The organism is Leisingera sp. ABM4_060 (genome assembly GCF_056158765.1).
The window spans coordinates 872,549-894,249 of record NZ_JBSWTX010000001.1 but is presented as its reverse complement, the minus strand read 5'-3'; the positions used below and the strand labels follow the sequence as shown (position 1 = coordinate 894,249).

Here is a 21,701-nt window from a genome sequence, read left to right as displayed (position 1 = left end):
AAATCAGCAAGTAGTCAGCATGAAGTCAGCGCGGCAGGAAATTGAAACCGCGCCACGATGCGGCGCTGCCAGGGCGGGCTCAGCGGGCTTTCCACCACCCCATGGCCCGCATAGGCATGGATGAAGGCCGGACCGGCGCGGCCCTGTCCCGCCTGGCCGCCAGGCCAGGCAGCGCCCGCCCCGCCGTGCAGGCGGGCGCTGCCCCCGCTGCCGCAGGCGGTGTCCCGCGCGACCCGGGACTGCACCCCCAGATGCTTGGCCACCGAGCCTTGCCGCATCCGGAACAGGATCACGTCGCCCGGGGCGGCCTGTTGCAGCGGCTTCTCCGCCAGATGCCGCCGCGCCGCCTGCCACAGCGCCTCGGCGCCCTGCGGCTCGGACCAGTCCATGGTGTAGGCAGGCGGCACTTCCGGCTCCCGCCCGTAGAGCGCGCGCCACAGCCCCCGGATCAGGCCAAGGCAATCGCAGCCCGCCCCCTTGCAGGAGGCCTGATGCACATAGGGCGTGCCGATCCAGGCACGCGCGGCAGTGACAACCCGGACGCTCACCTGCGGCTGCCCCCGGTATTGCTGCCCGACTGGCGCGGCACCGCCATCACCCAATCCTCGCCAGGAATATCCGGGAAGCCCTGGAAATTCAGCAGGTTGTTGAACTTCAGCCGGCAGGTTTCCTGGCGCTTGTCGCACCCCGCCTCCAGCCGGACCCGGTCGCCCGGCGCCACCAGCGCCCGGACCGGCTCCCACAGGGTGATGCTGCGGCCATCCGCCCGGCTCTGATCGGCCTTGATGGCGGCCCACAGGCCTTCGGCCGCGCCGCTCAGAACCGACAGCCGCCCACCGCTGAACCAGCCCGGCTCAAACCCCGGCAGCCCCTCCCAGTGGAACGTCTCATTGCGCTCCACCTCACCGGCCTCAAGCTCGGTGGCATAGCCGGGCGTGTCCAGATCGAACCGGCAGGCTGCATCGCCCAGAACGGCCGTGCAGGGTTTCTGATAAATCCGCCCCTGCGGCTGGTTCAGCGCATCGGTCAGCCCGCGCAGCTCTGCCTCAAAGGCGCCGCCGGCCCGGCGGATCTCGCCGATGGAGCCGCGGAACTGCAGCCAGCGCATCGACACATCCTGCCAATTGACCAGCCAGCAGCGCACCCCGGCGCCATCAAAGCGGCCCGCCTCGATGTCCTCGCCGCGCACCGCAGCATCGCTCAGCACGCCCAAGGCTTCGGTGTTGTCAACCGACAGGCCGGTGGCCTGCTGCACTGCCCGCGCGGTCAGCCCGCTGCCGGGCTGAAACGTCATCCCGCCGAATTCCAGCACACAGTCATGATCGGTAAAGCCCAGCACCCTGCCATCGCGCCGCTCCACCGCCCAGGCCCGGCACAGGGTGGTGATCCCGCTTTGCAAATGGGTGCGGAAGGCGTCAGACAGCCCGCTCATACCCGCACCTCCACCACCGGAACCGCCGGCGCCTCGCCCGCCTGGAACGAGGCAACGCTGGTCTGGATGCTGCCGGTGTCAAAGCGCACCGGCACGTCAAACTCGAACCCGGCCACGATGCTGCGCCCCTGTTCCGGCGGATGGGCCAGGGTGATCAGACCGGTGGCGGTGTCCAACTCGTAATCGATGCCCTCCCGCAGCTCATCCTGGTCGATGCCGACCCGGACGGTGCCGGCCACCGGCTTGGTGATCGGGCGCTGATAGGTAAAGGCGCCGGAGCGGTAGGTCTTGGCCAGCTGGAACGCTGCCGTGCTGCCGTCGCCGCCCGCAATCACCTGGTCGCGGAAATCGGCCTCGGCGCTGGGCCGGGCGGATTTGTAGTCGCTCCAGTCCTTCCAGCGGAAGCCATAGAGCTGCCCCTGGCGGGCCTCGAAGAAAGCAATCAGCACCTCGATATCCTCCAGCGAGCGAAGACCCAGCCCGGCATCATAGCGGCGGCGGGAGTGCGCCCAGGGGGTGTTGCGCTCCTCGAACCCATTGGCCAGCGTCACCACATCGGTGCGCCGCTCCGGGCCGCCGACAGAGCCGAAGCTGAGCGAAGCGGGAAATCGGATTTCGTGAAAATTCATGTGCTTACCCTCCGGTCTTTAGCGGTTGCGCCCGCCGCGGCTCAGCGCGCGGGACAGCTGTGCGGCGATCTGGCTGCGGCTGCGTTCAAAGCCTTTGACGTCCGGGGTGGAGACATTCATCACCACATTGACGCCGCCGCCGCCCTGGCTGCGCACCCCCAGCGACCCATCGGCGCCGCGGGTCAGCGGCAGGATCGCCTCGGGCCCGGCTTCGCCCATCAGACCCGTCGCGCCGCGCATCGGGAAGGTCACCGGCCCGGTCACGATCCCGCCCTTGGCAAAAGGCATCACCTTTCCCTGGCTGAAGGCCGCGCCATCGGCAAAGGGCAGGATGTTGCTGATCAGCGCTGTCAGACCGTCCGTCATCATGCCGCCGACATGGCTGGTGACCGGCTTCATCGCCGCATTGTAGGTGGTGCGGATCATCGAGCGCGCCAGCGTGTCCATCGCCTCCGACAGATTGCCGCCGTCGAACACCAGCTCGTCAAAAGACCGCCGCAAGCCTTTGGAAAGACTGCGGTCCAGGATCTGCGCGTCGCGGCCGGTTTCGGAAAACCCTTCCTTCACCCGCCCCAGCACTTCTGCAAAGGCAGAGGCCATTCCGGACGCTCCGTCCAGCGCTTCTCCCAAAGCTTCACCCTGCAGTTCCAGTTCTGCCATCGAAGATGTGTCAGCCATCTGTTGTCTCCTTTTCCTGCGGTGGCGGAAGGTCCGGGAAGTCCTGCATCAGCGCGGTGAGGCGGTCGCGGCCCAGCGGCTGCGGCGCCGCCGCCTCGCCCAGCATCAGCCGCAGCTCAGCCGGGGTCAGCTGCCAGAAATCGCGCGGCAGCAGTTTCAGCCCGGCCATCCCGGCGCGCATCAGCGCAGGCCAATCCAGCTTGCTCATGGGCTCTCGGGCACGGAAAAGCTGCGCACCAGCAGTTCCGCCGCCACTTTGGCCGCCTGCAGCGGGCCGCCGCCGATGCTGGCCGCGGCCAGCTCTTCGCGGCTGAGGTCATGGCCGCCGCCCTGCAGACCGGCCGCCAGCAGCGCCAGCACATCGCGGGCCGAGAACCGTCCCTGCTCAAACCGCTGCACCAGCTCCACCAGGGTGCCTTCCTCCAGCGCGGCCTCCAGCCCCGCCAGCGCGCCCAGCGTCAGCTTCAGAACATAAGGTGTTCCATTCACGAGCAATTCCGCCTCGCCTGCGTGGGGGTTCACCATCAGATCAGACCGCCGTGAAGCTGAGGGCACCGGCGCTGGCGAGGCTCAGCTCATAGGTTGCCTCGCCATTGTGGCTGCCGGCATATTCCAGCGCAGTCACCTGGAAGGCCCCCTGCACGATGCCGAAATCGGGGATGATCACCTGGAACTCCGGCGTGAGGCCATCAAAGAACAGCTGGCGCGCCCGTTCGTCGGTGGCCTCGTCACGAAAGATGCCGGAGCCGGAGATGCTGGCCGAGCGGACGCCTGCACCGGCCAGCAATTCACGCCAGCCGCCCTGGCTTTCGAGGCTGGTCACATCGACGCTTTCGGCGTTGAAGCTGATCCGTGTGGCGCGCAGGCCGGCGATGGTCTCGAACAGGCCTGCGCCGTTCATGTCCACTTTGACCAACAGGTCCTTGCCGTTTTGAACTGTCATGGGGTTTCTCCCGGTATTTCAATTGGTTTGATGGTGTTGGTGAGGTCACACGTCATCCACGCGCGCCCGGAAGCGCAGGGTGATCCGGCGGGTGCCGCCGCTGAGACGCTCGGCCTTGGCCCGGTCGAACCAGAGGCCGGTCAGCTGGCCGCGGGTCAGCGGCACCGAGGCCCCCACCAGCGCGTCGCAGACCGCCGCGGCCGCGGCCTTGGCGTCGGCAAACCCGGCGGTGTCGGTGGTGACGGTGATGAAGAACCGGTGCTCGGCGCCGCCCGCAGTCTTGTCGGAGCGGTCCAGCACCTCTTCGCTGCCAAGCGTCACATAGGTCTGCGGCAGGGTTCCGGCGGGGAGCGCGTCGTAGATTGCACCGCCCACCAGCGCGGTGAGGCCTGCGTCTCCGGTCAGATGGGTGTAGACGGCGGATTGCAAACCGCCTGCGATGGCATAGGTCATCCGCTCACCTCCTCAACCGCGAAACAGGTGAGGTAGCGGGTGCCGTGGCCGGATTCCGCAACCGCATCAATGCGGTAGAGCCGATTTCCTTCGCGGAACCGCTGATCCGGACGCGGACGGGACGCAAAACCTACTGGCGAAGAGCGCAGGGTAATCCGGTATTTCTGCAAAGACAGACTGTCACCGGCCACACGGCCCGAGAGCGCCTTCACCTCGGCCCACAGGGTCCCGAGCGCCACCCAGGTCTCAGTATAGCCGCCGGCGCCGTCAGAGACGCGCTGCGGGTCTTCCAGCATCAGCTGGCGGGAAAGCTTGGGGAGGGGTTTCACGACACACCTCCCAGGGTCAGCCGCAGGGTGCGGTAGCGCTCGATCAGGCTGGTGACGCCAAAGGGCATGCAGCCGCCGTGCAGGCCGGTGTCGGCGCGGTATTCGTAGTAATGCGCCGCCAGCAGCATCACCGCCTGGCCCAGGTCGGCAGGCAAGCCGCCCCAGTCCGCAGCCATGCCGGCCTGCAGTTCGATCCGGGCCAAACCGCCGGACGGGATCGCCGGCAGAAGGCTGCCCGCGGGGCGCAGGCGCGGGGTCTGGCTGTCGCGCTCCAACCGGTAAAGGGAGGCGGCCAGCACCGTCTCGCTGCCGCCGGCATCGCGCAGGACCACTTCGGTGACGGCCTGCACCGGGGCGATCGGAAGCACCATCTGCGCCCGGTCGCGCCAGTGACGGGTCTCAAGGGAAAAGTCACGGGTAATCAGCGCCTTGCCGGTCCTAGCTTCGATCGCGGCCAGGGCGGCGCGCAGAAAGCCAAACAGCACCTCGTCCTGCAGGCTGTCCTCGCCGAACCCGGTGCCCAGACGCAGATGCGCCTTGAACTGGGCCAGCGGCAGTGCGGCCTCGGGCACGGGGGTTACTTCGCTCAGCATCATCATCTCACTCCTGTGGGCGTCCCCCGTTCCGGCCCTGATCTGATGTCCATGTCAGGTTTGGCAGGCACGCACCGTCTCCTGCCGCTCGGACGGAGGGGGAGCAGCTAGACGGCAGAAGACTATGGGGGGCGTGCCTGCCGGCGGACCGGGCTGCCGGTCCGCCATCAGCGCGAGCCGGTTAGCTCGTGCCGAATTTCATCAGTTTGATCGCGGCAAAATCGCTGACATCGCCGCCGACGCGCTTGGTGGCATAGAACAGCACATGCGGCTTGGCGCTGAACGGGTCGCGCAGCACGCGCAGGTCCGGGCGCTCGGCGATGGTATAACCGGCCTGGAAGTCGCCAAAGGCGATGGAGAAGCTGTTGGAAGCCGGGTCCGGCATGTCCTCGGCGATCAGCACCGGGTAGCCCATGAGGCGCGCAGGTTCACCCGCGGCCAGCCCGTCCGACCACAGGAAGCGGCCATCGGCGTCCTTCAGTTTCCGCAGCATTCCCGCGGTCTTGGAGTTCATAACGAAGGTGGCATTGGCGCGGTATTCCGCCCCCAGCGCATAGACCAGGTCGATGATCGCGTCGCCGTTGCCGGCCTCGCCATTGGTGCCCGAGACGACGTAGCCGAGGTTGCCCCAGCTCCAGCTGTCATTCTCTGCCACCGGGTGGAACAGGAAACCCTTGGGCTTGTCGATGCCGTCGCCGTTGATGAAGGCATCCGCCTCGGAGCGGGCGAATTTGTCGGCGATGCGGCCGGCCAGCCAGCCTTCGATGTCAAAGGCGCTGTCGTCCAGCAGCCGCTGCGAGGCCTTGGGCAGCGCGCTCAGCTCATGCAGCGGGATGGCGATGCGGTCGATGGTGCCGGTGGCGGTCTCCGCCGCCGGGTCGGTCTCGGTCGCCCAGCCGGCGCCCATCTCGGTGTGGTCGATCAGCACGTCGTAAGAGGTCGCCTCCACATGCACCACCGAGGCCACCGCACGGATCGAGGCCGAAGAACTCAGCACCGATTTCACGGTCTCTGCGGTCTGCGGATCAACCAGGTAGCCGCCGTCGCTGTTGACGGCCGTGGACATCGCCTTGCCTTCCAGCTCGAGGCCGCGCAGGCCGTCATCGTCGCCGCTGCGCAGGTAGGCGTTGAACGCCTTCTGATGCGGTGCGCCCGCGTCCTGGCTTGCGGCCAGATGGGGGCGGTTCTGAGAGATTGTCTTACGGTCCAGCATGTTCACTCGCTCTTCTGCCTGTTTCAGCCTTGATTGCACGTCGTCCTGAAACCCCTTGAATTCATGAAGAAAGCCTGCCATGGCCTGCTTGACTTCATACGCCAGGGGCGCTGCATCCCCGGTGTTTGCCGGGAGGTCTTGATTGCTCATGATCGGTGTCCTGTTTTAGGGCTGGCCTGCCTTGAGACCGTTGGTGATTTGCCGCAGGCCGTCGGCCAATGCGCGCAGCGCCTCGACCTCGGAAGCTGCGGATTTGGCGGCGACCCGGGCGGTGGGCAGCATCGGGAAGGTGACCAGCGACACTTCCCACAAATCCACCTGAGTCAGATGGCGGCTGCCGCTCTGGCCGCGAGTGGATTTCACGGTGCGGTAGCCGATCGAGAGGCCGTCAATGGCGCCCGCTTCGATCAGCGCGGCGGCTTCGGCGCCCTTGGGGGTGGCGGTGAGGATGCGGCCCTTGACGTAAAGCCCGCGCTGGTCCTCGCGCACCTCGTCCCAGACCCCGATCGGCTGCGCCGGGTCGTGCTGCCACAGCATCTTGACCGTGCGGCCCTGATCCTTGAGTGCTTTCAAGGAGGCCGCATAGGCGCCGCGCTCTACCACGTCGCCGCCCTGATCGGTCTGGCCGAACAGGCTGGCGTAACCCTTGATTTCGGTTGCATCCTTCAGCGAGAGATTCTCGCCGAAACGTGCGAATTTATGTTCAAGCTGGGGTGTTCCCTGCATGATATTTGCCTCGTAAGTTATTGCAGTTACGGCAGTTGCACGGTCAGAAAGGATTGGAAGGCCTGCGCCAGGATCACCGCAGCAACGCCGTAGACGGTGAGCCACAGCCGTTTCTCCAGCCGCTCCATCATCTGCTCGATCCGGTCGAGCCGGCGGTTCACTGCTTCGTGCTGGATCTGGGCGACCCGCTCATGGGCGGACAGGCGCAACCCCGGTGAACAATCGAAAGCGTGCATCGGGTGCTCAGTCATCCTGTCCGCCCTCCTGCGCCGGGGCCTGTGCGGGAAGCCCCAGCAAGCGGCGTTTCTCTTCGGTGGTGAGGAAGTCTGCGGTGGACACCCGCCGCCACTGCGCCTCGCGCTCAGCCGCCAGCGCTGGCAGCTGGTCGAGGTCGGGTTTCAGGCTCAGCGCCTCGCCGGTCCAGCCGGTCAGCCAATCGGCCAGCGCGGCGGTGACCTTGGCCACCAGCGGCAGCACCGTCAGCCGGTAAAAGGCGCGGTTGGCCTCCTGGTAGTTGGCGTAGGTGGCATCGCCGGGGATGCCCAGCAGCATCGGCGGCACCCCGAAGGCCAGCGCGATCTCGCGGGCGGCGGTGTCCTTGGTCTTTTGGAACTCCATGTCCGAGGGCGAGAACCCCATCGGTTTCCAGTCCAGCCCGCCTTCCAGAACCATGGGGCGGCCTGCATTGCGGGCACCTTGGAAATTTTCCTGAATCTGGTCGCTTAGATTGCGGAATTGATCTTGGGACATCTGCCCGTTTCCGTCAGATCCTTTCCAGACCAGCGCACCCGAAGGCCGCGCCGCGTTGTCCAGCAGCGCCTTGGACCAGCGCGACGCCGCGTTGTGGACATCAATCGCCATGGCTGCGGATTGCAGCGGCGACAACCCGTAATGGTCGTCCTGAGGGTGGAAGCTCTTGATGTGGCAGACCGGCGATTGCGTCCCGTCGACGGTGAACCGGTGCTTGCGGGCGCCCACGGTGTATTCGAAGCCGGCGGGCCAGCCGTCCGGCCCCGGCACCACGCTCATCCGGTCGGAGCGCAGCACATGCAGTTCCACCGGAGTGCCGGTGTCCGAGGCCACCGCCTCAATATAGGCGTTGCCCGACAGCAGCAGGTGGCCATAGAGCGCTTCCAGCAGCTCTGCCTGGCCCTGCGCCGGGTTGGGGCGGGCCAGCAGCGCCAGCCAGGGGTGGCTGTCAAAACGCTGGCGGCTGTCCTGCAGCACCAGCGGCACCGCGGCGGCGGCCTCGGCAATCATACGGATCACCCGGTGGCCGACCGGATTGCCGGCAAAGCCGCTGCGGGTCAGGGACACGCTGTCGCGCGGGCTCCAGGCGACACGGCCTGCGCCCTGCCAGGACACCACGCGGGCGGTCTGGCTGGCTTTCTGCTCCAGCGGAGTCTCTGTGGTTTCGGGCTTGTTGCGCCGCAGCAGGTCAAAGACCATTGTCCGCTCCTTGTTCCTCAGGATCCGGCGCCTTCCGGCCGTGGTGGCCAATGCGCCTTTGCTGAGGATGATTAATGACAGAAAGGCCTGAAGATTTGCCGAGGGGTGCGTACGCACATGACGCAACACCCCGGCCTACCGAATTGATTTCAAACAAAAACCGCCTGCCAAACGGCAGGCGGTTCATGGGTTGCAAGCGGGTATTTCCAGCCGCGGGCGCGGCCTTGCGGGGCTGTTACAGCATCCGGACCTGCGGCATCCGGTGGTGCGCCGCCGGGGCAATGATCAGCTCGTGCAAGGCCCAGACCAGCGCGTCCAGCCGGTCAGGAGATCCCTGCCCCCGGAACCCCTGCGGGGTCATCTGGCACATCTGTTCCTCCAGGTCTGCCAGCCCCGGCAGATGGCGGACCCGGCCCTGCTCGTAGAGGGCCGCCACAGGCTCTGCCCGTGCCGCCTTGCCTTTGCGTGCATGCAATGCCCGGAAGGGCACCAGCGGGTCCGTCTGGCGCAGTACCGTCTCCACCAGGGCGCCGCCCTGGTTGACCTCTGCCACCACCCGCTCCGCACCATAGCGGTCGCGGGCGGCGATCACCGCCTGCGCCCAGGCCAGCGGCCCGACGCCCTGCACCGTGCAATCGGCAAGCACATAGGCCTGCCAGTCCTGCGGCGTGCCGCGGGTGACGGCACCGGCCACGACGATGCCGCAAGCGTCGGAGGATTTGCCCGCGCTCACCGCCGGGTCGACGGCGACCACAATCCGATCCAGCGGCGGGGCATCAGATGCCTGCGCCGCCTCCAGCCCGGCCGTGGTCCAAAGGGCCCCCCGCACATCCGACAGCATCACCCCATCCAGTTCCTGCCGCCCCAGCCGCGTGCCGGCATAACGGGCCCGCATTTCCGCGATGAAGGAGGGGGCGAGGTTGGCGCTGTTGGCCTCGGTCGGCGCGTGGGTGCGGACAGTGCTGGGCGACGCCAGCAGCCGTTTCAGCACCGGCGCGTTGCGCGGCGTGGTAGTGACGCAGGCGCGCGGGTCGCGCCCCAGGCGCAGGGCAAACTGCAGCATGTCCCAGCACTCCTGCCCCTTCTTCCACTTGGCCAGCTCATCCGCCCAGGCGGCATCGAACTGGGGGCCGCGAAGGGCTTCGGGGTCGCTGGCGGAAAACGCCTGTGCCTCGGCGCCGTTCGGCCAGGTGAGCTTGCGCTCTGACGCCTTCCACTTGGGCCGCCGGTCCGGCGGCGAGCAGGCCAGGATACCGCTGTCGCCGTGGATCATCACGTCGCGCACCTGGTCATAGGTCTCGCCGACCAGCGCCACCCTGCGCGCGATGCCGGGATCATGCGGCCGCGCGCCTTCCACTTGCGCGCGGACCCATTCGGCGCCCGCCCGGGTCTTGCCCGCGCCGCGGCCGCCCAGGATCACCCAGGCGCGCCAGGCGCCTTCCGGCGGATGCTGATGGGCCAGCGCCCAGAAGTCGAACAGATGCGGCAAGGCGCACAGCGGTTTGCCCTTCAGCTCATCCAGAAACATCTCCTGGAGAAAACACGGCACGGATGCCAGAAAGGCGGCTTTCGACTTCTCTGCGGGCGGCGTCAAAGTCGAGTTCATGTTCGGCGTTGAGCATACGGGCGAAATCGGCGCTTTGTTCTGCAATGGTTTTCCCAACTTTCTGACAGTCCCGGATCAGATCGCTGAGTTTAGCGACCTGGCTTTTGCCACCGGTGCTTTCATCGGTGCCATTGATTTCGAGCTGCTCCCGCAGTTCTTCTGCTTCATTGCGCAGGCGGTGGATCGTGTCCTGCAGCGAGCGCAGCAGATCCGCCGTGTAAAGGACCTGCCTTTGGAGGACGGGGCCACCGTCCTGCCCAGCCTGCCCGGTCTGGTGTTTTGTCATTGGGTGTTGCCTGTCTCATGCGTGGTTGACCCGCACGAGAGAAAGAAGACGGCCGCCGGTCGTATCACCCGGGTCCGTCCTTGTTTCTTCCAGCTGCAACACAACCTATACACGAAAAACTTCTAAATGTCAAGCTGTATGTGGCAGGGTGAAAAAATAATCCCAACAATTTTAAGCACCTGAGCCCGTCCCGCCGCCGGGCAAAGCCCGCGCACCAGGAACCCTGCATCTAGCAATTTGTTAAGACGTTTGAAGAATTCCGTGGAAACTCTTTCTTAAGACTGAGCGGCGCTGCACCGCCAATCTTCCGCTTTGGCCGGATGTTAGGCAACACCGCACAGCAGAGCCCGCCGGGGCAGCAGGAAAATTCTCTTCAAAAAAGGGCGCACCAGGGCGCCCTTTGCACGCCCGGTCTCCGCCGGGTGGACGGCATCAGTTGTTTTGCTGCTTCTGGGCTTCGATCTCGCGCCATTTGGCGACGTTGCGGTTGTGCTCCTGCAGGGTCTCGGCAAAGGCATGGCCCCCGGTGCCATCCGCAACAAAGAAGATGTACCCGGTCGCATCCGGGTTCACCGCAGCTTCCAGGCTCTCCACCCCGGGGTTGGCAATGGGGGTCGGCGGCAAGCCCTCGATCACATAGGTGTTCCAGGGGGTTGCGCGGCGCAGCTCGCTTTGACGCAGGCCGCGGCCCAGAACGCCTTCGCCTTTGGTCACGCCATAGATCACCGTCGGGTCGGTCTGCAGCCGCATGCCGCGGTTCAAGCGGTTGGTAAAGACAGAAGCCACCACGCCGCGCTCGGAAGCCACACCGGTTTCCTTCTCGATGATCGAGGCGAGAATCAGCATCTCCTCCGGTGTTTGGACCGCCGCATCGGCAGAGCGGCCCTCCCAGGCGGCATTGACACGCAAGAGCTGGCGTTCCTGCATCTCGGCCAGAACATCCGCACGTTTGGTGCCCGGGGTGACCTCATAGCTGTCCGGCGCCAGCAGCCCTTCGGCCGGGCGCTCGCCCGCATCGCCCGCCAGCACATCCATCGCCTTCAGCGCTTCGACCACCTGCCAGCTGGTCACGCCTTCAGCCAGTGCAATGCGGTAACGGGTGTCGCTGTCCTGGCGGGTTTCGGTGTATTCCGCCGGGACCTCATCTGTTCCAAGGATGAATTCGGCTTTTTCCGTGAACTTGTTTGTCGCGGGATCCAGCTCGCGCACTTCAGCCTGGGTGCGGGTCACACCGATGCGGTAGACGATCTCGGTGCCGCAGGTGGAGGCGCCGGAGGTGGTGATCCGGCTGACGATCTGCTCCATCGAGGCGCCGGGTTCCACCAGGAAACTGCCGGCCTTCAGCTGGCCGGTCTTCTCGCTGTATTTGGCGCCCAGCCGGAACAGGGTGCCGGAGGCGACCGCGCCCTGGGTTTCCAGGTCGCGGCTCACCCGTGTCATATTCGAGCCCCGCTCCACCCGCAGGCAGATCGCCGTCTCCAACGGCCCTTCAGCGGTGTATTGCGATTTGCCCCACAGGATGAAGCCGCCCAGAAGGAACAGCGCCGCAATGAGGACCGTCAGCATATTGGAGGCGAGGCTGCGCCACATTACTCAGACTTTCCGAAGATCACGGAGGCGTTGGTGCCGCCAAAGCCAAAGGAGTTGGACAGCGCCACCTCGATCTTGCGCTCGCGCTTGGCGTTGGGCGCCAGGTCGACCGCGGTATCAACCGCCGGATTGTCCAGGTTGATGGTCGGCGGAGCGACCTGGTCGCGGATCGCCAGGATCGAGAAGATCGCCTCGATCGCGCCGGCCGCGCCCAGCAGGTGGCCGGTTGCGGATTTGGTCGAGGACATGGTGACATTGCCTGCGTGATCGCCCAGCAAGCGTTCGACCGCGCCCAGTTCAATGGTGTCGGCCATGGTCGAGGTGCCGTGGGCGTTGATGTAATCAATCGCCGAGGGTTCCAGGCCGGCGTTCTTCAGCGCTGCCTTCATCGAGCGCTCGCCGCCTTCGCCGTCCTCGGAAGGCGCGGTGATGTGATAGGCGTCGCCCGACAGGCCGTAGCCCAGCACCTCGGCATAGATCTTGGCACCGCGGGCCTTGGCGTGCTCATAGTCTTCCAGCACCACAACACCGGCACCTTCGCCCATGACAAAACCGTCACGGTCGGCGTCATAGGGGCGCGAGGCCGCCTTGGGGTCGTCTGCGCGTTTGGTCGACAGTGCCTTGCAGGCGTTGAAGCCGGCGATGCCGATTTCGCAGATTGCCAATTCCGCACCGCCTGCGATCATCACGTCGGCGTCGCCGGATTTGATCAGCCGGGCCGCGTCGCCGATGGCGTGGGCGCCGGTGGAACAGGCGGTCACAACTGAGTGGTTCGGACCCTTGAAGCCGAACCGGATCGACACCTGGCCCGAGATCAGGTTGATCAGCGCGCCGGGGATGAAGAACGGCGACACCCGGCGGGGGCCTTTTTCCTTGATCATCACGGCAGTGTCGGCGATCGACGACAACCCGCCGATTCCGGAGCCGATCATCACGCCGGTGCGCAGGCGGCTGTCCTCGTCCTCGGGGGTCCAGCCCGCATCGCGCACGGCCATATCGGCGGCAGCAATACCATAGAGGATGAAGTCGTCGATCTTCTTCTGCTCTTTCTTGATCACCCAGTCATCCGGGTTGAAAGAGCCCCCGGTGCCGTCGCCGCGCGGAACTTCGCAGGCGTAGGTGGTGGTGACGCCGCTGGCTTCGGCATCAAACAGGGTGATCGGACCAGCGCCCGACTGGCCGTCCAGCAGCCGCGACCAGGTTTCTTCAACACCGCTGGCCAGCGGGGTGACCAGGCCCAGTCCGGTGACTACTACTCGACGCATTCCTTGCTCTCCTTTGCCTCGGCAATCCGTCCGTCCAAATAGCTTGGAATGCCCCGCGGGTGCAAGAGCGGGCTAAGCAGGGAGTTGACCCTGCGGCAGGCGGATTTTTGCGGGAAAATTAAGTTGCGGGAATACTTGCTTAACCAATCTCCCGTAAGTTGACCATACCACATTAAATCAACTTGGCTTCCGTCCTCCAGGAATGCCACAGCGGGCTGGAGATCTGGGCCAATTTTGCTCCAGCCCGTTTTTCTGCCCCTCCGCCACGGTTCGGACATTGGGTCAGGTCCCAATCATTAGCCCCTTGCGGATCCGTCCCCCCTGCAATTCAGCCGTTTTACCTCCGCCAGTCCCGTCGCGCTCAAAACTCCTGCGTCATGGCTGGTCCCGCGCCGTCGTCTCAGCATTCCCTCTGCGCAATTGCCGTTCGCGCACCATCGGCGCAGCATTAAAGGATCCTGCGCCAAATGACGCGGCGCTGGATTACAGAAAGCCTGAACCGGCCGCCAATTGAAGCCCCCCCGCCTTGGCGCAACAGCGGCAGACCCGCGGCCGGCCCGGCAGATTTTTTCCGGACGCGATGGAAAACAGCGTGCTCCCGCGCCCGCGGACGATCAGCGGGCTGACCGTCCTGGCGGCCTTGGGCATGGCACCGCGCCGCGGCGCGGTGCGCGCCGCCCTGATGGGCGGCGCCGGGCCCAACAGAACCGCCGGCTTCTGGCAAGAAGCCGGACGCGCTGGCGGGAGTACTCCGGAACCGGAATCATCCGCGGCGTTAACCGCTAATTCGGATCTCTGCGCCATAATTTTGCCTGGAAGGAATGAAGGAACGACTCCGCCATGCGTCAATGGCTTCACATTGCGGCTCTCCTGCTGGCTGCCTCCCTATTGCCGGGCCTTGCCAGCGCCAGCTGTGCCGTCCACCGGGACCTGTCGAATCTGCACCGGGCCTCCAAGGGGTTTCTCTCCTACCTTGGCTCCGGCCAGGGGTCTTATCACGTGCAAGCTTTGCAAAGCTGGCTCCGCACCCACCCGCCTGCCCCGCTGCGCCAGCGCATGCGGGCCGTTGGCATTCAATCCGTGGAAGCCGGCACTCTGCAGCTTCTGCAAAAACAGAAGGCGCTGCTGAAGATCCTGTCAAGCCAGGGCCGTGCAGTTGCCCTGGAAAGCGCCCGCCACATGGGGGTGCACGACTTGACTGCGGATTTCGGCACCCAGGTGGAGGCGCTGCCCTGCGACCAGGTGAAGGAAGCGGGCAACGGCAGCAAACTGGTCGCCGTGGCCGCCGATGATGCCCGCCAGCGCCAGCAGATGATCAATGCCGCCATTGCCTGGCTGTCCTTCCTGGTTCTGGGCGGCAGCGTGCTCTATTTCCTGGACCGCATCGGCATCCGCAAGATCCGCCGCACCAAACGCTACCCCTGTGCGGTTCCCTGCACACTTCAGGCCGGAGCGCGGACGATTCCGGCCCAGCTGGTGGACCTGAGCCGGGCCGGCGCCAAGGTCCACCCGGATACGCCCTGCGAGGTTCCGGGGCGGGTCACGCTCAGTTTTGGCGGGCACACGGTTGCAGCGCAGGTGCGCTGGCAGACCGCGGACTACATCGGCGTGCAATTTTCCAAGGATTTCAACTTCCTGCAGCTGCACCGCCTGCTTGAGGCCTTCCCGATGGAAGACACGGATGCGCCCCGCGGTGTGTCCCGGGAGCCGCCGGGCCTGGGGGCCTGACAGCATCACCCTCCGCCTGCCGGCAGCAAAGGGCCGCCCGGCGAAAGCTGAGCGGCCCGGTGCCTGGATGAGCGGTCCGCCGGTCCAAAAACCGGCGGCAGCGGGCTGATTGCTTTACTGCAGTTCCGCAACAGGCTCCGGTTCAGGGCGCGCAACGGCAAGCGCTTCCTCGACCGTCAGAGACTTCCGGAACAGCGCCCGGCCCACCATGGCGCCGGAAATGTTGTAGATATATTTCAGCCGCGAGATGTCATCCGAGCTGCGCACCACCCCATGGGCAATCACCGGGGTGCGCGATTTTTCGGCCAAGCCGGAAATCAGGCCAAGCTGGGCCTCGAGATCGGACATGTCGCTGTCGATGTCGGTTACAATGATTCCCGCCAGCGGCGCGGTGTCGAAGGCCGCGATGAAATCTGCCGGCGAAATCGCCCCGGCCTGGCGCCAGCCATCGGTCATCACCTGGCCCTGGTACACATCGACCGCCAGCACGATCTGGTCGGGGTGATGCTTGGCCAGTTCCTGCACCAATTGCGGATCGCGCGCCGCCAGGGTGCCGATCACAATCCGCCCGGCGCCTTTGTCGATCCATTGCTCGACATGCTCGCGCGAGCGCATGCCGCCGCCCAGCTGCACCGGAATGCCGGCGCCGCGGATGATATCGCCGATCAGCTCTTCATTGCTGTAATCGCCCTCAATCGCATTGAAATCAGTCACATGCATCCATTCCGCACCCGCGGCGGCAAAGCCCTTGGCGGTTTCGACCGGGTCCACATGCCAGATCTGCGGCTCGTCCAAGCGGCCTTTTTCGAGGGTCACGCAGCGGCCGTTCTGAATCTCCATCGTGGGGTAAATCATCATAGTGCCTATCTCCTCTGTTTTTGCCTCTTGAGGAGAGCTTAGCACAGTTACCCGGGACCGATACGGCGCATCCTGCGAATTTACGCCCAGATTGCGGCGCTTAGAAGGGCGCTGCCGATAGCGCAAACAGGATCGGCTGGCCAGATCGCCGCGGCAGCAGAATCGCTTGCAGCCGGCAAAAGAAAACGGCGCCTTCCCCGCTGGGAAGACGCCGCTTGTTCCGGTCATCCGGAAGCGTGGTTCAGGACGCTTCGGAGATGAACTTGACCGCGTCGCCGAAGGTCTGGATGGTCTCGGCTGCGTCGTCCGGGATCTCGATGCCGAACTCTTCTTCAAACGCCATCACCAGTTCAACGGTGTCCAGGCTGTCTGCGCCCAGATCGTCGATGAAGGAGGCGTTTTCGGTGACTTTGTCTTCTTCAACACCCAGGTGCTCAACAACGATCTTCTTAACGCGATCTGCGACGTCGCTCATGTCTCTTCCTCGTCTTTCAGGGCACTCTGCCCGGTTCTGCCCTTGCCCGTTCGGGCGGCGTGGTTTTTGCCCGGAGCGGGCGGTGTGATCCCCGCCGGGCGGGGACAGTGCGGCGTTTCCGTTAGGAAAGGCCTGCGCGAATATGGGCCGCCTATAACATAGACCGCGGCCAAGGCAAACGGTTTCGCTTGGTCACCTGAGCCGCGGCAGCCCGCGCCTGGCCGCTATGAAGCGTGCAGATGGCCCCGCAATCAAGTCCTTGCAAGAGCAAGGCGTGAATTTTTTCGCAAATTCACCGCTTTTCAATCGCTTGGCGGCGGAAACCGGCTGCAGGGGGCGGCCGGAGCCCTGGTGCCGGGAGTGAAAAAGCCCCGCAGAAGACCTGCAGGGCTTTGCGCGCAGCAGACCCGCTGCGCGCTCAGATCATTGCCATGCCGCCGTTCACATGCAGCGTTGTGCCGGTGACATAGCCGGCTTCCTGGCTGGCCAGATACAGCACGGCAGAGGCGATTTCCTTCGATTCTCCCATCCGGCCGGCAGGGATCTGGGTCAGGATCGCATCTTTCTGGGTGTCGTTCAGCTTGTCGGTCATCGCGGTGGCAATGAAACCCGGCGCAACCGCGTTCACGGTGATGCCGCGGTTGGCGACCTCATAGGCCAGCGATTTGGACATGCCGACCATGCCGGCCTTGGAGGCGGCATAGTTGCCCTGGCCCGGGTTGCCGGTGGCGCCGACAACGGAAGAGATGTTGATGATGCGGCCCCAGCGGGCCTTCATCATGCCGCGCAGCACACCGCGGCACAGGCGCATGGTGGAGGTGAGGTTCACGTCCAGCACGCTCTGCCATTCCTCGTCCTTCATGCGCATGAAAAGATTGTCGCGGGTGATGCCGGCGTTGTTCACCAGGATGTCGACGGAGCCCATCGCCTCCGCCGCCTGTTTCGGCAGCGCTTCGACCGACTCCGGGTCGGACAGGTTGCAGGTCGCCACATGGGCGCGCTCGCCCAGTTCTGCGGCCAGCGCCTTCAGCGGCTCTTCGCGGGTGCCGGACAGCGCAACGGAGGCGCCGGCTGCGTGCAGCGCACGTGCGATCTCGCCGCCGATGCCGCCGGACGCACCGGTCACCAGGGCATTCTTGCCAGTCAAATCAAACATGTCGTTTCCTTTTTGAACGCTCCGGCCCGCCACAGGCGCCGTTTTCCGGCACGGAAAACGGGCCGGAATTTTTTGCAAAATTCCGGTTACCCTGCGGCCGCGGCTTGCGCGTCTTCCGGGGTGCTCACCTGGCGGCAAGCCAGCGCCCGGTCGATCTTGCGGATCATGCCGGACAGGGCTTTGCCTGCGCCGATCTCCCAGAATTCGGTCACGCCCTTGGCGCCCATTGCCTGCACGCTTTCGCGCCAGCGCACCGAGCCGGTGACCTGCTCGACCAGCAGCTGGCGGATCTCATCGGGGCTGGTGACCGCATCGGCGCGGACGTTGGCAATCAGCGGCACTGCCGGGGATTTGATACCGACGCCGGCCAGCGCTTCGGCCATCGCATCAGCCGCCGGCTGCATCAGGGCGCAATGGAACGGTGCGGAGACCGGCAGCATCACCGCGCGCTTTGCACCTTTTTCCTTGGCGATCACTGCTGCGCGCTCTACCGCGGCCTTGGCACCTGAAACCACGACCTGGGTCGGATCATTGTCGTTGGCAGCCTGGCAGACTTCGCCCTGCGCGGCTTCTTCGGCCACCGCGCGCACGGCTTCCAAGTCCAGGCCCAGGATTGCCGCCATCGCGCCCTCGCCCACCGGCACGGCGCTTTGCATCGCCAGGCCGCGGGTGCGCAGCAGGCGCGCGGTGTCCGCAACCGAAATCGCACCGGCAGCAGCCAGCGCGGAATATTCGCCAAGCGAATGGCCCGCAACGAACGAGGCTTTTTCAATTGTGACTCCCTCGGCCTCCAGCGCGCGCATCGCGGCCATGGAGGTGGCCATCAGCGCGGGCTGCGCGTTCTGGGTCAGGGTCAGTGTTTCTATCTCACCTTCCCAGATCAGCTGGCTCAGCTTCTCTCCCAGCGCCTCGTCCACCTCGTCAAAGACGGCCTTGGCGGCCGGATAGGCATCGGCCAGCGCCTTGCCCATGCCGATGGTCTGGGCGCCCTGCCCGGGGAACACGAATGCGATCGTCATTGAAGACCTCGTCTGTTTTAGCGTTTTGCCTGATGTAACGGCCCTTTCCCATGCGTACAAGCAAAGCTGCACGTTGCGCACCAAACCTGTGCAGGAATGAAGGGCGCGCGAATATTGAACGGAGCTGAGGTGTTGCTAGGTTGAGAGCACCTTCCGAACACAAAAGGACCCAATGTCCCATGCCCCGCCAGAACACCTTTCAAAGCTATGGCAGCGTCGCCAAGACGTTTCATTGGCTGACCGCCCTGCTGATCTTCTCGGCTTTCCCGCTGGGCTATTTCGCCAATGAGCTGGCGCAGGAGATTCAAAGCCCCGGGTTTGACGGCAGCCAGGATGTGATCGAGCGGGCCACGCTGCTGTTTTCGCTGCATAAAACGATCGGTGTTACTGTGTTCTTCACGGCGCTGCTGCGCATTCTGTGGGCGCTGCGCCAGCCCAAGCCCGGGCTGCTGCATCCGGACCGCAAGGCAGAGGCGCTGGCGGCGGAGATGGTGCATTGGCTGCTTTATGGCTCGCTGGCGGCGGTGCCGCTGAGCGGCTGGATCCACCATGCGGCGACCAGCGGCTTTGCGCCGATCTGGTGGCCGTTCGGGCAGAGCCTGCCGTTTGTGCCGAAATCCGAAGCGGTGGCCGGTGTCTTTGCCGGGTTGCATTGGGTGCTGGTCTGGACCCTGGCCGCCTCGCTGGGGCTGCATGTTGCAGGCGCGCTGAAGCACCATGTGATCGACCGTGATTCCACGCTGCGGCGGATGCTGCCGGGCAGCGGCGACCTCCCGGAACCGCCCGCGCAAAGCCACAGCCTGGCACCGCTGGCGGCGGCTTTGATGGTTTGGGCCGGCGCCTTGGGCGGCGGTGCTGCGATCGGCGTGTTTGGCGGCCACGGCCACGACCCTGCGGAAGCCCATGCTAATGAGGGCGGCAGCACAACCGGCACCGCAGCGCCCGTTGTTGCGGCGGCGGCGCCCGCAGGCGCCTGGGCAGTCCAGTCCGGCACGCTGGGGATCTCCGTCACCCAGATGGGCAGCGTTATCCAGGGCAGCTTTGGCGAATGGACTGCGGTGATCAACTTCGAGGAACCTGCCGCTCCGGGTCCGGCCGGCGACGTGGAAGTGGCCATTGCCATCCCGTCGCTGGAACTGGGGTCGGTCGCGAGCCAGGCGATGGGAGCTGACTATTTCGACAGCGCCAATTTCCCCACAGCCCTGTTCAAGGCGGACATCGAAAAGCTGGCGGAGGGTTACCAGGCTGTTGGCACGCTGACGATCAAGGGCCAGACAGTGCCCGCCACCCTGCCCTTCACGCTGGAACTGGAGGGCGGCGCTGCGCGGATGGCCGGCGGTTTGACGCTGAACCGGCTGGACTTCGGCGTCGGCAAGAGCCTGCCGGATGAAAGCTCACTGGGTTTTGCCGTGGATGTTGCAGTGGAGCTGGAGGCCAGCAAGTCCGAGTGATCCCAGCCCCATGTGCGGGCGCGGCCCTCCCGCGCCTGCCAGGCGCACCGGCTGTGCCGGAGCCCCTGGCAGCCTTGGGCCCGGCGCCGCGCTGACGCGCGGCGCTTTGCCGTTTCGCGGACAGCGCCTGCGCCATTCAGCTGGTGCCGTTCAGAAGGTCCGTTCCAGGATCGCCACATCGATCTGCGGCAAGCCGGGATCCCGGCCCGGAAACACGCCGCGCCCGGTCTCGGCAAATCCCCATTGCGCATAAAAGGGCACCGCGTTCAGCGTCGCCTCGATCCGCACATGCCCGCGCCCATCCGGCAGGGCATCCGCCAAGGCGCGCTGCATCAGCCCCGCCCCCGCGCCTTTGCCGGTATGCCCGGCGGCAACAAACAGGCGTTTGACCTCGCCCGGCTCGCCATGGGCAAAGCCCGCAGGCACCCGGCCCGCCATCCAGCTGTCCACAACCTGTTGCGGATAGGGGTCAGGCGCCAGCGGCGCGACCGAGGCGCGAACCAAATCAAAGATCTGCTGCACGTCTGCCGCGTCTGACCGCCTGTACCGGATTTCCCCGGCTGAGATCTTGCCTGCTGCCATCATCCGCCTCCCTTGCCCCTGCCGGTATCTGCCGGTATCTGCCGGGGTTCTTGCACGGCGGCGGCAAAGCTGGCAACACTCATCGGCTGCAACATTCAGGGATCGATCAACCTATAACAGCGATCAATGCCGGTGCCGGTAATAGCCGCCATGCCGGGTGCGGTGACGGTGAATGCCGCGGTGGTAGTGACGGTGGTGCCCGGCGCGGTGCCGCGGCCGGTGCGGGTGGTAGGAACTGCGCGGCTGATAGGAATAGCTGTGGCTGCTGTGGCGGTGTTTGCGGTCGTCCAGGCTCTTGACGATGATGCCCAGGGTAATCAGCCCGGCAATCGCGCGGGCGGCGTCGTCTCCGGAGCCATGGGCGGCTGCAGGCGGCGTGTATGCCAGGTTGATGGCCAGCGCCAAAGCCGCGCCGGCCGATGTAAGATAGCCTAAGCGGAACATGGTGCCTCCTTTCCGGGGTGGCCGAGGGGCCGTCTTCAGGATGCACCGGAGCGCGGCTGGTGGCCAATGAACTCCTGTCACGCTTTGGGGAGGCGTATTCAGCCGGGAACAGCCGGCCTGGCCTGGGTTCAGGCACAAGAAACCGCCGGCCCGCTAGAGACCGGCGGCCTTGCTCAACGGGCGGAGGCTCAGCCTTCGGCTTTCATTGCCTCAATCGAGATCTTGATGTTCACCTCGTCGCTGACGAAGGGCGCAAACTGGCCGAGGTTGAAGTCGGAGCGCAGCACAGTGGCGGTTGCGTCGAACCCGGCCCAGGGTTTCTTGGCCATCGGGTGCTCGCCAGCCTGGTTCAATTGTGCGTCCAGCACCACCGGCTTGGTCACGCCGTTCAGGGTCAGGTCTCCGGAGATCTTGGCAGTGTTTTCGCCAGTGACTTCGATCGCAGTGGAAGAGAAGCTGACAGTTTCATCCTCCGCCGCATCAAAGAAATCCTTGGTCATGAAGTGGTCGAACCGGGCCTGCCAGCCGGTGAACATCATGGCAAGCGGCATCGAGACCGAAACGGAGGAAGCCGCCGGGTTGTCCTGATCGAACATGATCTCGCCCTCAAAGCCGGAGAACATGCCCCAGGTGGTCGAATAACCCAGGTGGTTGTAATCAAAAAGGATCTGGCTGTGGCTGGCGTCGAGAACATATTTTTCGGGCGCTGCGGCAGCACCGGTTGCAGCAGCGGCGGCCAGGGCGGCGGCAAGCAATGTCTTTTTCATGGGGAATGGCTCCGTCTGTTCACTTCATG

Annotated in this window: 27 protein-coding genes; 2 read left to right on the top strand and 25 right to left on the bottom strand. The window is 65.3% G+C overall.

The window, feature by feature from the left end:
• Nucleotides 1-14 precede the first annotated feature (14 nt).
• The 18 genes from ACXAEH_RS04465 to fabF all read right to left on the bottom strand — a co-directional run bounded on the left by ACXAEH_RS04465 (nucleotide 15) and on the right by fabF (nucleotide 13,192).
• Nucleotides 15-548, bottom strand: coding sequence for a C40 family peptidase (locus ACXAEH_RS04465; RefSeq protein WP_475031276.1), 534 nt, complete (start codon nucleotides 546-548; stop codon nucleotides 15-17).
• Nucleotides 545-1,432, bottom strand: a complete 888-nt coding sequence (locus tag ACXAEH_RS04460) for a DUF2163 domain-containing protein (protein ID WP_475031275.1) — start codon at nucleotides 1,430-1,432, stop codon at nucleotides 545-547. The genes ACXAEH_RS04465 and ACXAEH_RS04460 overlap by 4 nt, the downstream gene beginning before the upstream one ends.
• Nucleotides 1,429-2,061, bottom strand: coding sequence for a phage distal tail protein, Rcc01695 family (locus tag ACXAEH_RS04455; protein WP_475031274.1), 633 nt, complete (start codon nucleotides 2,059-2,061; stop codon nucleotides 1,429-1,431). Before ACXAEH_RS04455 ends, ACXAEH_RS04460 begins: the two co-directional genes overlap by 4 nt.
• An 18-nt stretch (nucleotides 2,062-2,079) precedes the next feature.
• Complete coding sequence (locus ACXAEH_RS04450; RefSeq protein ID WP_475031273.1) at nucleotides 2,080-2,739, bottom strand: phage tail tape measure protein; 660 nt, start codon at nucleotides 2,737-2,739, stop codon at nucleotides 2,080-2,082.
• Entirely contained in the window at nucleotides 2,732-2,947 is a 216-nt protein-coding gene (locus ACXAEH_RS04445; RefSeq protein ID WP_475031272.1) for a rcc01693 family protein, read from the bottom strand. Before ACXAEH_RS04445 ends, ACXAEH_RS04450 begins: the two co-directional genes overlap by 8 nt.
• Nucleotides 2,944-3,264 (bottom strand): gene transfer agent family protein, encoded by a 321-nt coding sequence (locus ACXAEH_RS04440; protein WP_475031271.1) that lies wholly within the window; start codon nucleotides 3,262-3,264, stop codon nucleotides 2,944-2,946. Before ACXAEH_RS04440 ends, ACXAEH_RS04445 begins: the two co-directional genes overlap by 4 nt.
• Before the next feature lie 4 nt (nucleotides 3,265-3,268).
• Complete coding sequence (locus tag ACXAEH_RS04435) at nucleotides 3,269-3,682, bottom strand: phage major tail protein, TP901-1 family (protein WP_475031270.1); 414 nt, start codon at nucleotides 3,680-3,682, stop codon at nucleotides 3,269-3,271.
• A gap of 45 nt (nucleotides 3,683-3,727) precedes the next feature.
• Nucleotides 3,728-4,135, bottom strand: coding sequence for a DUF3168 domain-containing protein (locus tag ACXAEH_RS04430; protein ID WP_475031269.1), 408 nt, complete (start codon nucleotides 4,133-4,135; stop codon nucleotides 3,728-3,730).
• Entirely contained in the window at nucleotides 4,132-4,464 is a 333-nt protein-coding gene (locus tag ACXAEH_RS04425) for a head-tail adaptor protein (RefSeq protein WP_475031268.1), read from the bottom strand. The genes ACXAEH_RS04430 and ACXAEH_RS04425 overlap by 4 nt, the downstream gene beginning before the upstream one ends.
• Entirely contained in the window at nucleotides 4,461-5,060 is a 600-nt protein-coding gene (locus tag ACXAEH_RS04420; protein ID WP_475031267.1) for a head-tail connector protein, read from the bottom strand. Before ACXAEH_RS04420 ends, ACXAEH_RS04425 begins: the two co-directional genes overlap by 4 nt.
• A gap of 178 nt (nucleotides 5,061-5,238) precedes the next feature.
• Nucleotides 5,239-6,420: a phage major capsid protein gene (locus ACXAEH_RS04415; protein WP_475031266.1), complete on the bottom strand. Its 1,182-nt coding sequence runs from the start codon at nucleotides 6,418-6,420 to the stop codon at nucleotides 5,239-5,241.
• Between the two features lie 15 nt (nucleotides 6,421-6,435).
• Nucleotides 6,436-6,996, bottom strand: coding sequence for an HK97 family phage prohead protease (locus ACXAEH_RS04410; protein WP_475031265.1), 561 nt, complete (start codon nucleotides 6,994-6,996; stop codon nucleotides 6,436-6,438).
• Between the two features lie 26 nt (nucleotides 6,997-7,022).
• A complete protein-coding gene (locus ACXAEH_RS04405) occupies nucleotides 7,023-7,247 on the bottom strand; it encodes a GTA head formation protein, RCAP_rcc01685 family (RefSeq protein ID WP_024090123.1) in 225 nt (74 codons plus the stop codon).
• Nucleotides 7,240-8,445, bottom strand: a complete 1,206-nt coding sequence (locus tag ACXAEH_RS04400) for a phage portal protein (protein WP_475031264.1) — start codon at nucleotides 8,443-8,445, stop codon at nucleotides 7,240-7,242. The genes ACXAEH_RS04405 and ACXAEH_RS04400 overlap by 8 nt, the downstream gene beginning before the upstream one ends.
• Before the next feature lie 235 nt (nucleotides 8,446-8,680).
• Nucleotides 8,681-9,973 carry a DNA-packaging protein gene (locus ACXAEH_RS04395; protein ID WP_475031263.1) on the bottom strand — a complete coding sequence of 431 codons (1,293 nt, stop codon included), beginning with the start codon at nucleotides 9,971-9,973 and terminating at the stop codon, nucleotides 8,681-8,683.
• The gene (locus ACXAEH_RS04390; RefSeq protein ID WP_475031262.1) at nucleotides 9,960-10,337 is read right to left on the bottom strand and encodes a recombinase; all 378 of its coding nucleotides are present in this window, start codon (nucleotides 10,335-10,337) and stop codon (nucleotides 9,960-9,962) included. The genes ACXAEH_RS04395 and ACXAEH_RS04390 overlap by 14 nt, the downstream gene beginning before the upstream one ends.
• A gap of 432 nt (nucleotides 10,338-10,769) precedes the next feature.
• Nucleotides 10,770-11,927 (bottom strand): endolytic transglycosylase MltG, encoded by a 1,158-nt coding sequence (gene mltG, locus ACXAEH_RS04385; protein WP_475031261.1) that lies wholly within the window; start codon nucleotides 11,925-11,927, stop codon nucleotides 10,770-10,772.
• A complete protein-coding gene (fabF, locus tag ACXAEH_RS04380; RefSeq protein ID WP_475031260.1) occupies nucleotides 11,927-13,192 on the bottom strand; it encodes a beta-ketoacyl-ACP synthase II in 1,266 nt (421 codons plus the stop codon). Before fabF ends, mltG begins: the two co-directional genes overlap by 1 nt.
• Nucleotides 13,193-14,032: 840 nt before the next feature.
• Between fabF and ACXAEH_RS04375 the strand changes: the two genes are divergently transcribed.
• Nucleotides 14,033-14,920: a PilZ domain-containing protein gene (locus ACXAEH_RS04375; protein WP_475031259.1), complete on the top strand. Its 888-nt coding sequence runs from the start codon at nucleotides 14,033-14,035 to the stop codon at nucleotides 14,918-14,920.
• Nucleotides 14,921-15,034: 114 nt separating this feature from the next.
• Here the strand turns inward: ACXAEH_RS04375 and ACXAEH_RS04370 are convergent, their stop codons facing one another.
• The 4 genes from ACXAEH_RS04370 to fabD all read right to left on the bottom strand — a co-directional run bounded on the left by ACXAEH_RS04370 (nucleotide 15,035) and on the right by fabD (nucleotide 18,428).
• The gene (locus tag ACXAEH_RS04370) at nucleotides 15,035-15,778 is read right to left on the bottom strand and encodes a 1-(5-phosphoribosyl)-5-[(5-phosphoribosylamino)methylideneamino]imidazole-4-carboxamide isomerase (protein ID WP_475031258.1); all 744 of its coding nucleotides are present in this window, start codon (nucleotides 15,776-15,778) and stop codon (nucleotides 15,035-15,037) included.
• 241 nt (nucleotides 15,779-16,019) lie between these two features.
• The gene (locus ACXAEH_RS04365) at nucleotides 16,020-16,253 is read right to left on the bottom strand and encodes an acyl carrier protein (RefSeq protein ID WP_005982462.1); all 234 of its coding nucleotides are present in this window, start codon (nucleotides 16,251-16,253) and stop codon (nucleotides 16,020-16,022) included.
• Between the two features lie 418 nt (nucleotides 16,254-16,671).
• Nucleotides 16,672-17,409 carry a 3-oxoacyl-ACP reductase FabG gene (gene fabG, locus ACXAEH_RS04360; RefSeq protein WP_475031257.1) on the bottom strand — a complete coding sequence of 246 codons (738 nt, stop codon included), beginning with the start codon at nucleotides 17,407-17,409 and terminating at the stop codon, nucleotides 16,672-16,674.
• An 86-nt stretch (nucleotides 17,410-17,495) separates the two neighbouring features.
• Nucleotides 17,496-18,428: an ACP S-malonyltransferase gene (gene fabD, locus ACXAEH_RS04355; protein ID WP_475031256.1), complete on the bottom strand. Its 933-nt coding sequence runs from the start codon at nucleotides 18,426-18,428 to the stop codon at nucleotides 17,496-17,498.
• A gap of 179 nt (nucleotides 18,429-18,607) precedes the next feature.
• Here fabD and ACXAEH_RS04350 point away from each other — a divergent pair, with 179 nt between their 5' ends.
• Nucleotides 18,608-19,879, top strand: coding sequence for a cytochrome b/b6 domain-containing protein (locus ACXAEH_RS04350; protein ID WP_475031255.1), 1,272 nt, complete (start codon nucleotides 18,608-18,610; stop codon nucleotides 19,877-19,879).
• A 150-nt stretch (nucleotides 19,880-20,029) separates the two neighbouring features.
• On the opposite strand, the gene ACXAEH_RS04345 is transcribed toward ACXAEH_RS04350, so the two are convergent.
• The 3 genes from ACXAEH_RS04345 to ACXAEH_RS04335 all read right to left on the bottom strand — a co-directional run bounded on the left by ACXAEH_RS04345 (nucleotide 20,030) and on the right by ACXAEH_RS04335 (nucleotide 21,672).
• Nucleotides 20,030-20,461: a GNAT family N-acetyltransferase gene (locus ACXAEH_RS04345; protein WP_475031254.1), complete on the bottom strand. Its 432-nt coding sequence runs from the start codon at nucleotides 20,459-20,461 to the stop codon at nucleotides 20,030-20,032.
• Nucleotides 20,462-20,584: 123 nt separating this feature from the next.
• On the bottom strand, nucleotides 20,585-20,905 hold the full coding sequence (locus ACXAEH_RS04340; RefSeq protein ID WP_475031253.1) for a hypothetical protein: 321 nt from the start codon (nucleotides 20,903-20,905) through the stop codon (nucleotides 20,585-20,587).
• 188 nt (nucleotides 20,906-21,093) lie between these two features.
• Entirely contained in the window at nucleotides 21,094-21,672 is a 579-nt protein-coding gene (locus ACXAEH_RS04335) for a YceI family protein (protein WP_475031252.1), read from the bottom strand.
• Between the last annotated feature and the right edge of the window lie 29 nt (nucleotides 21,673-21,701).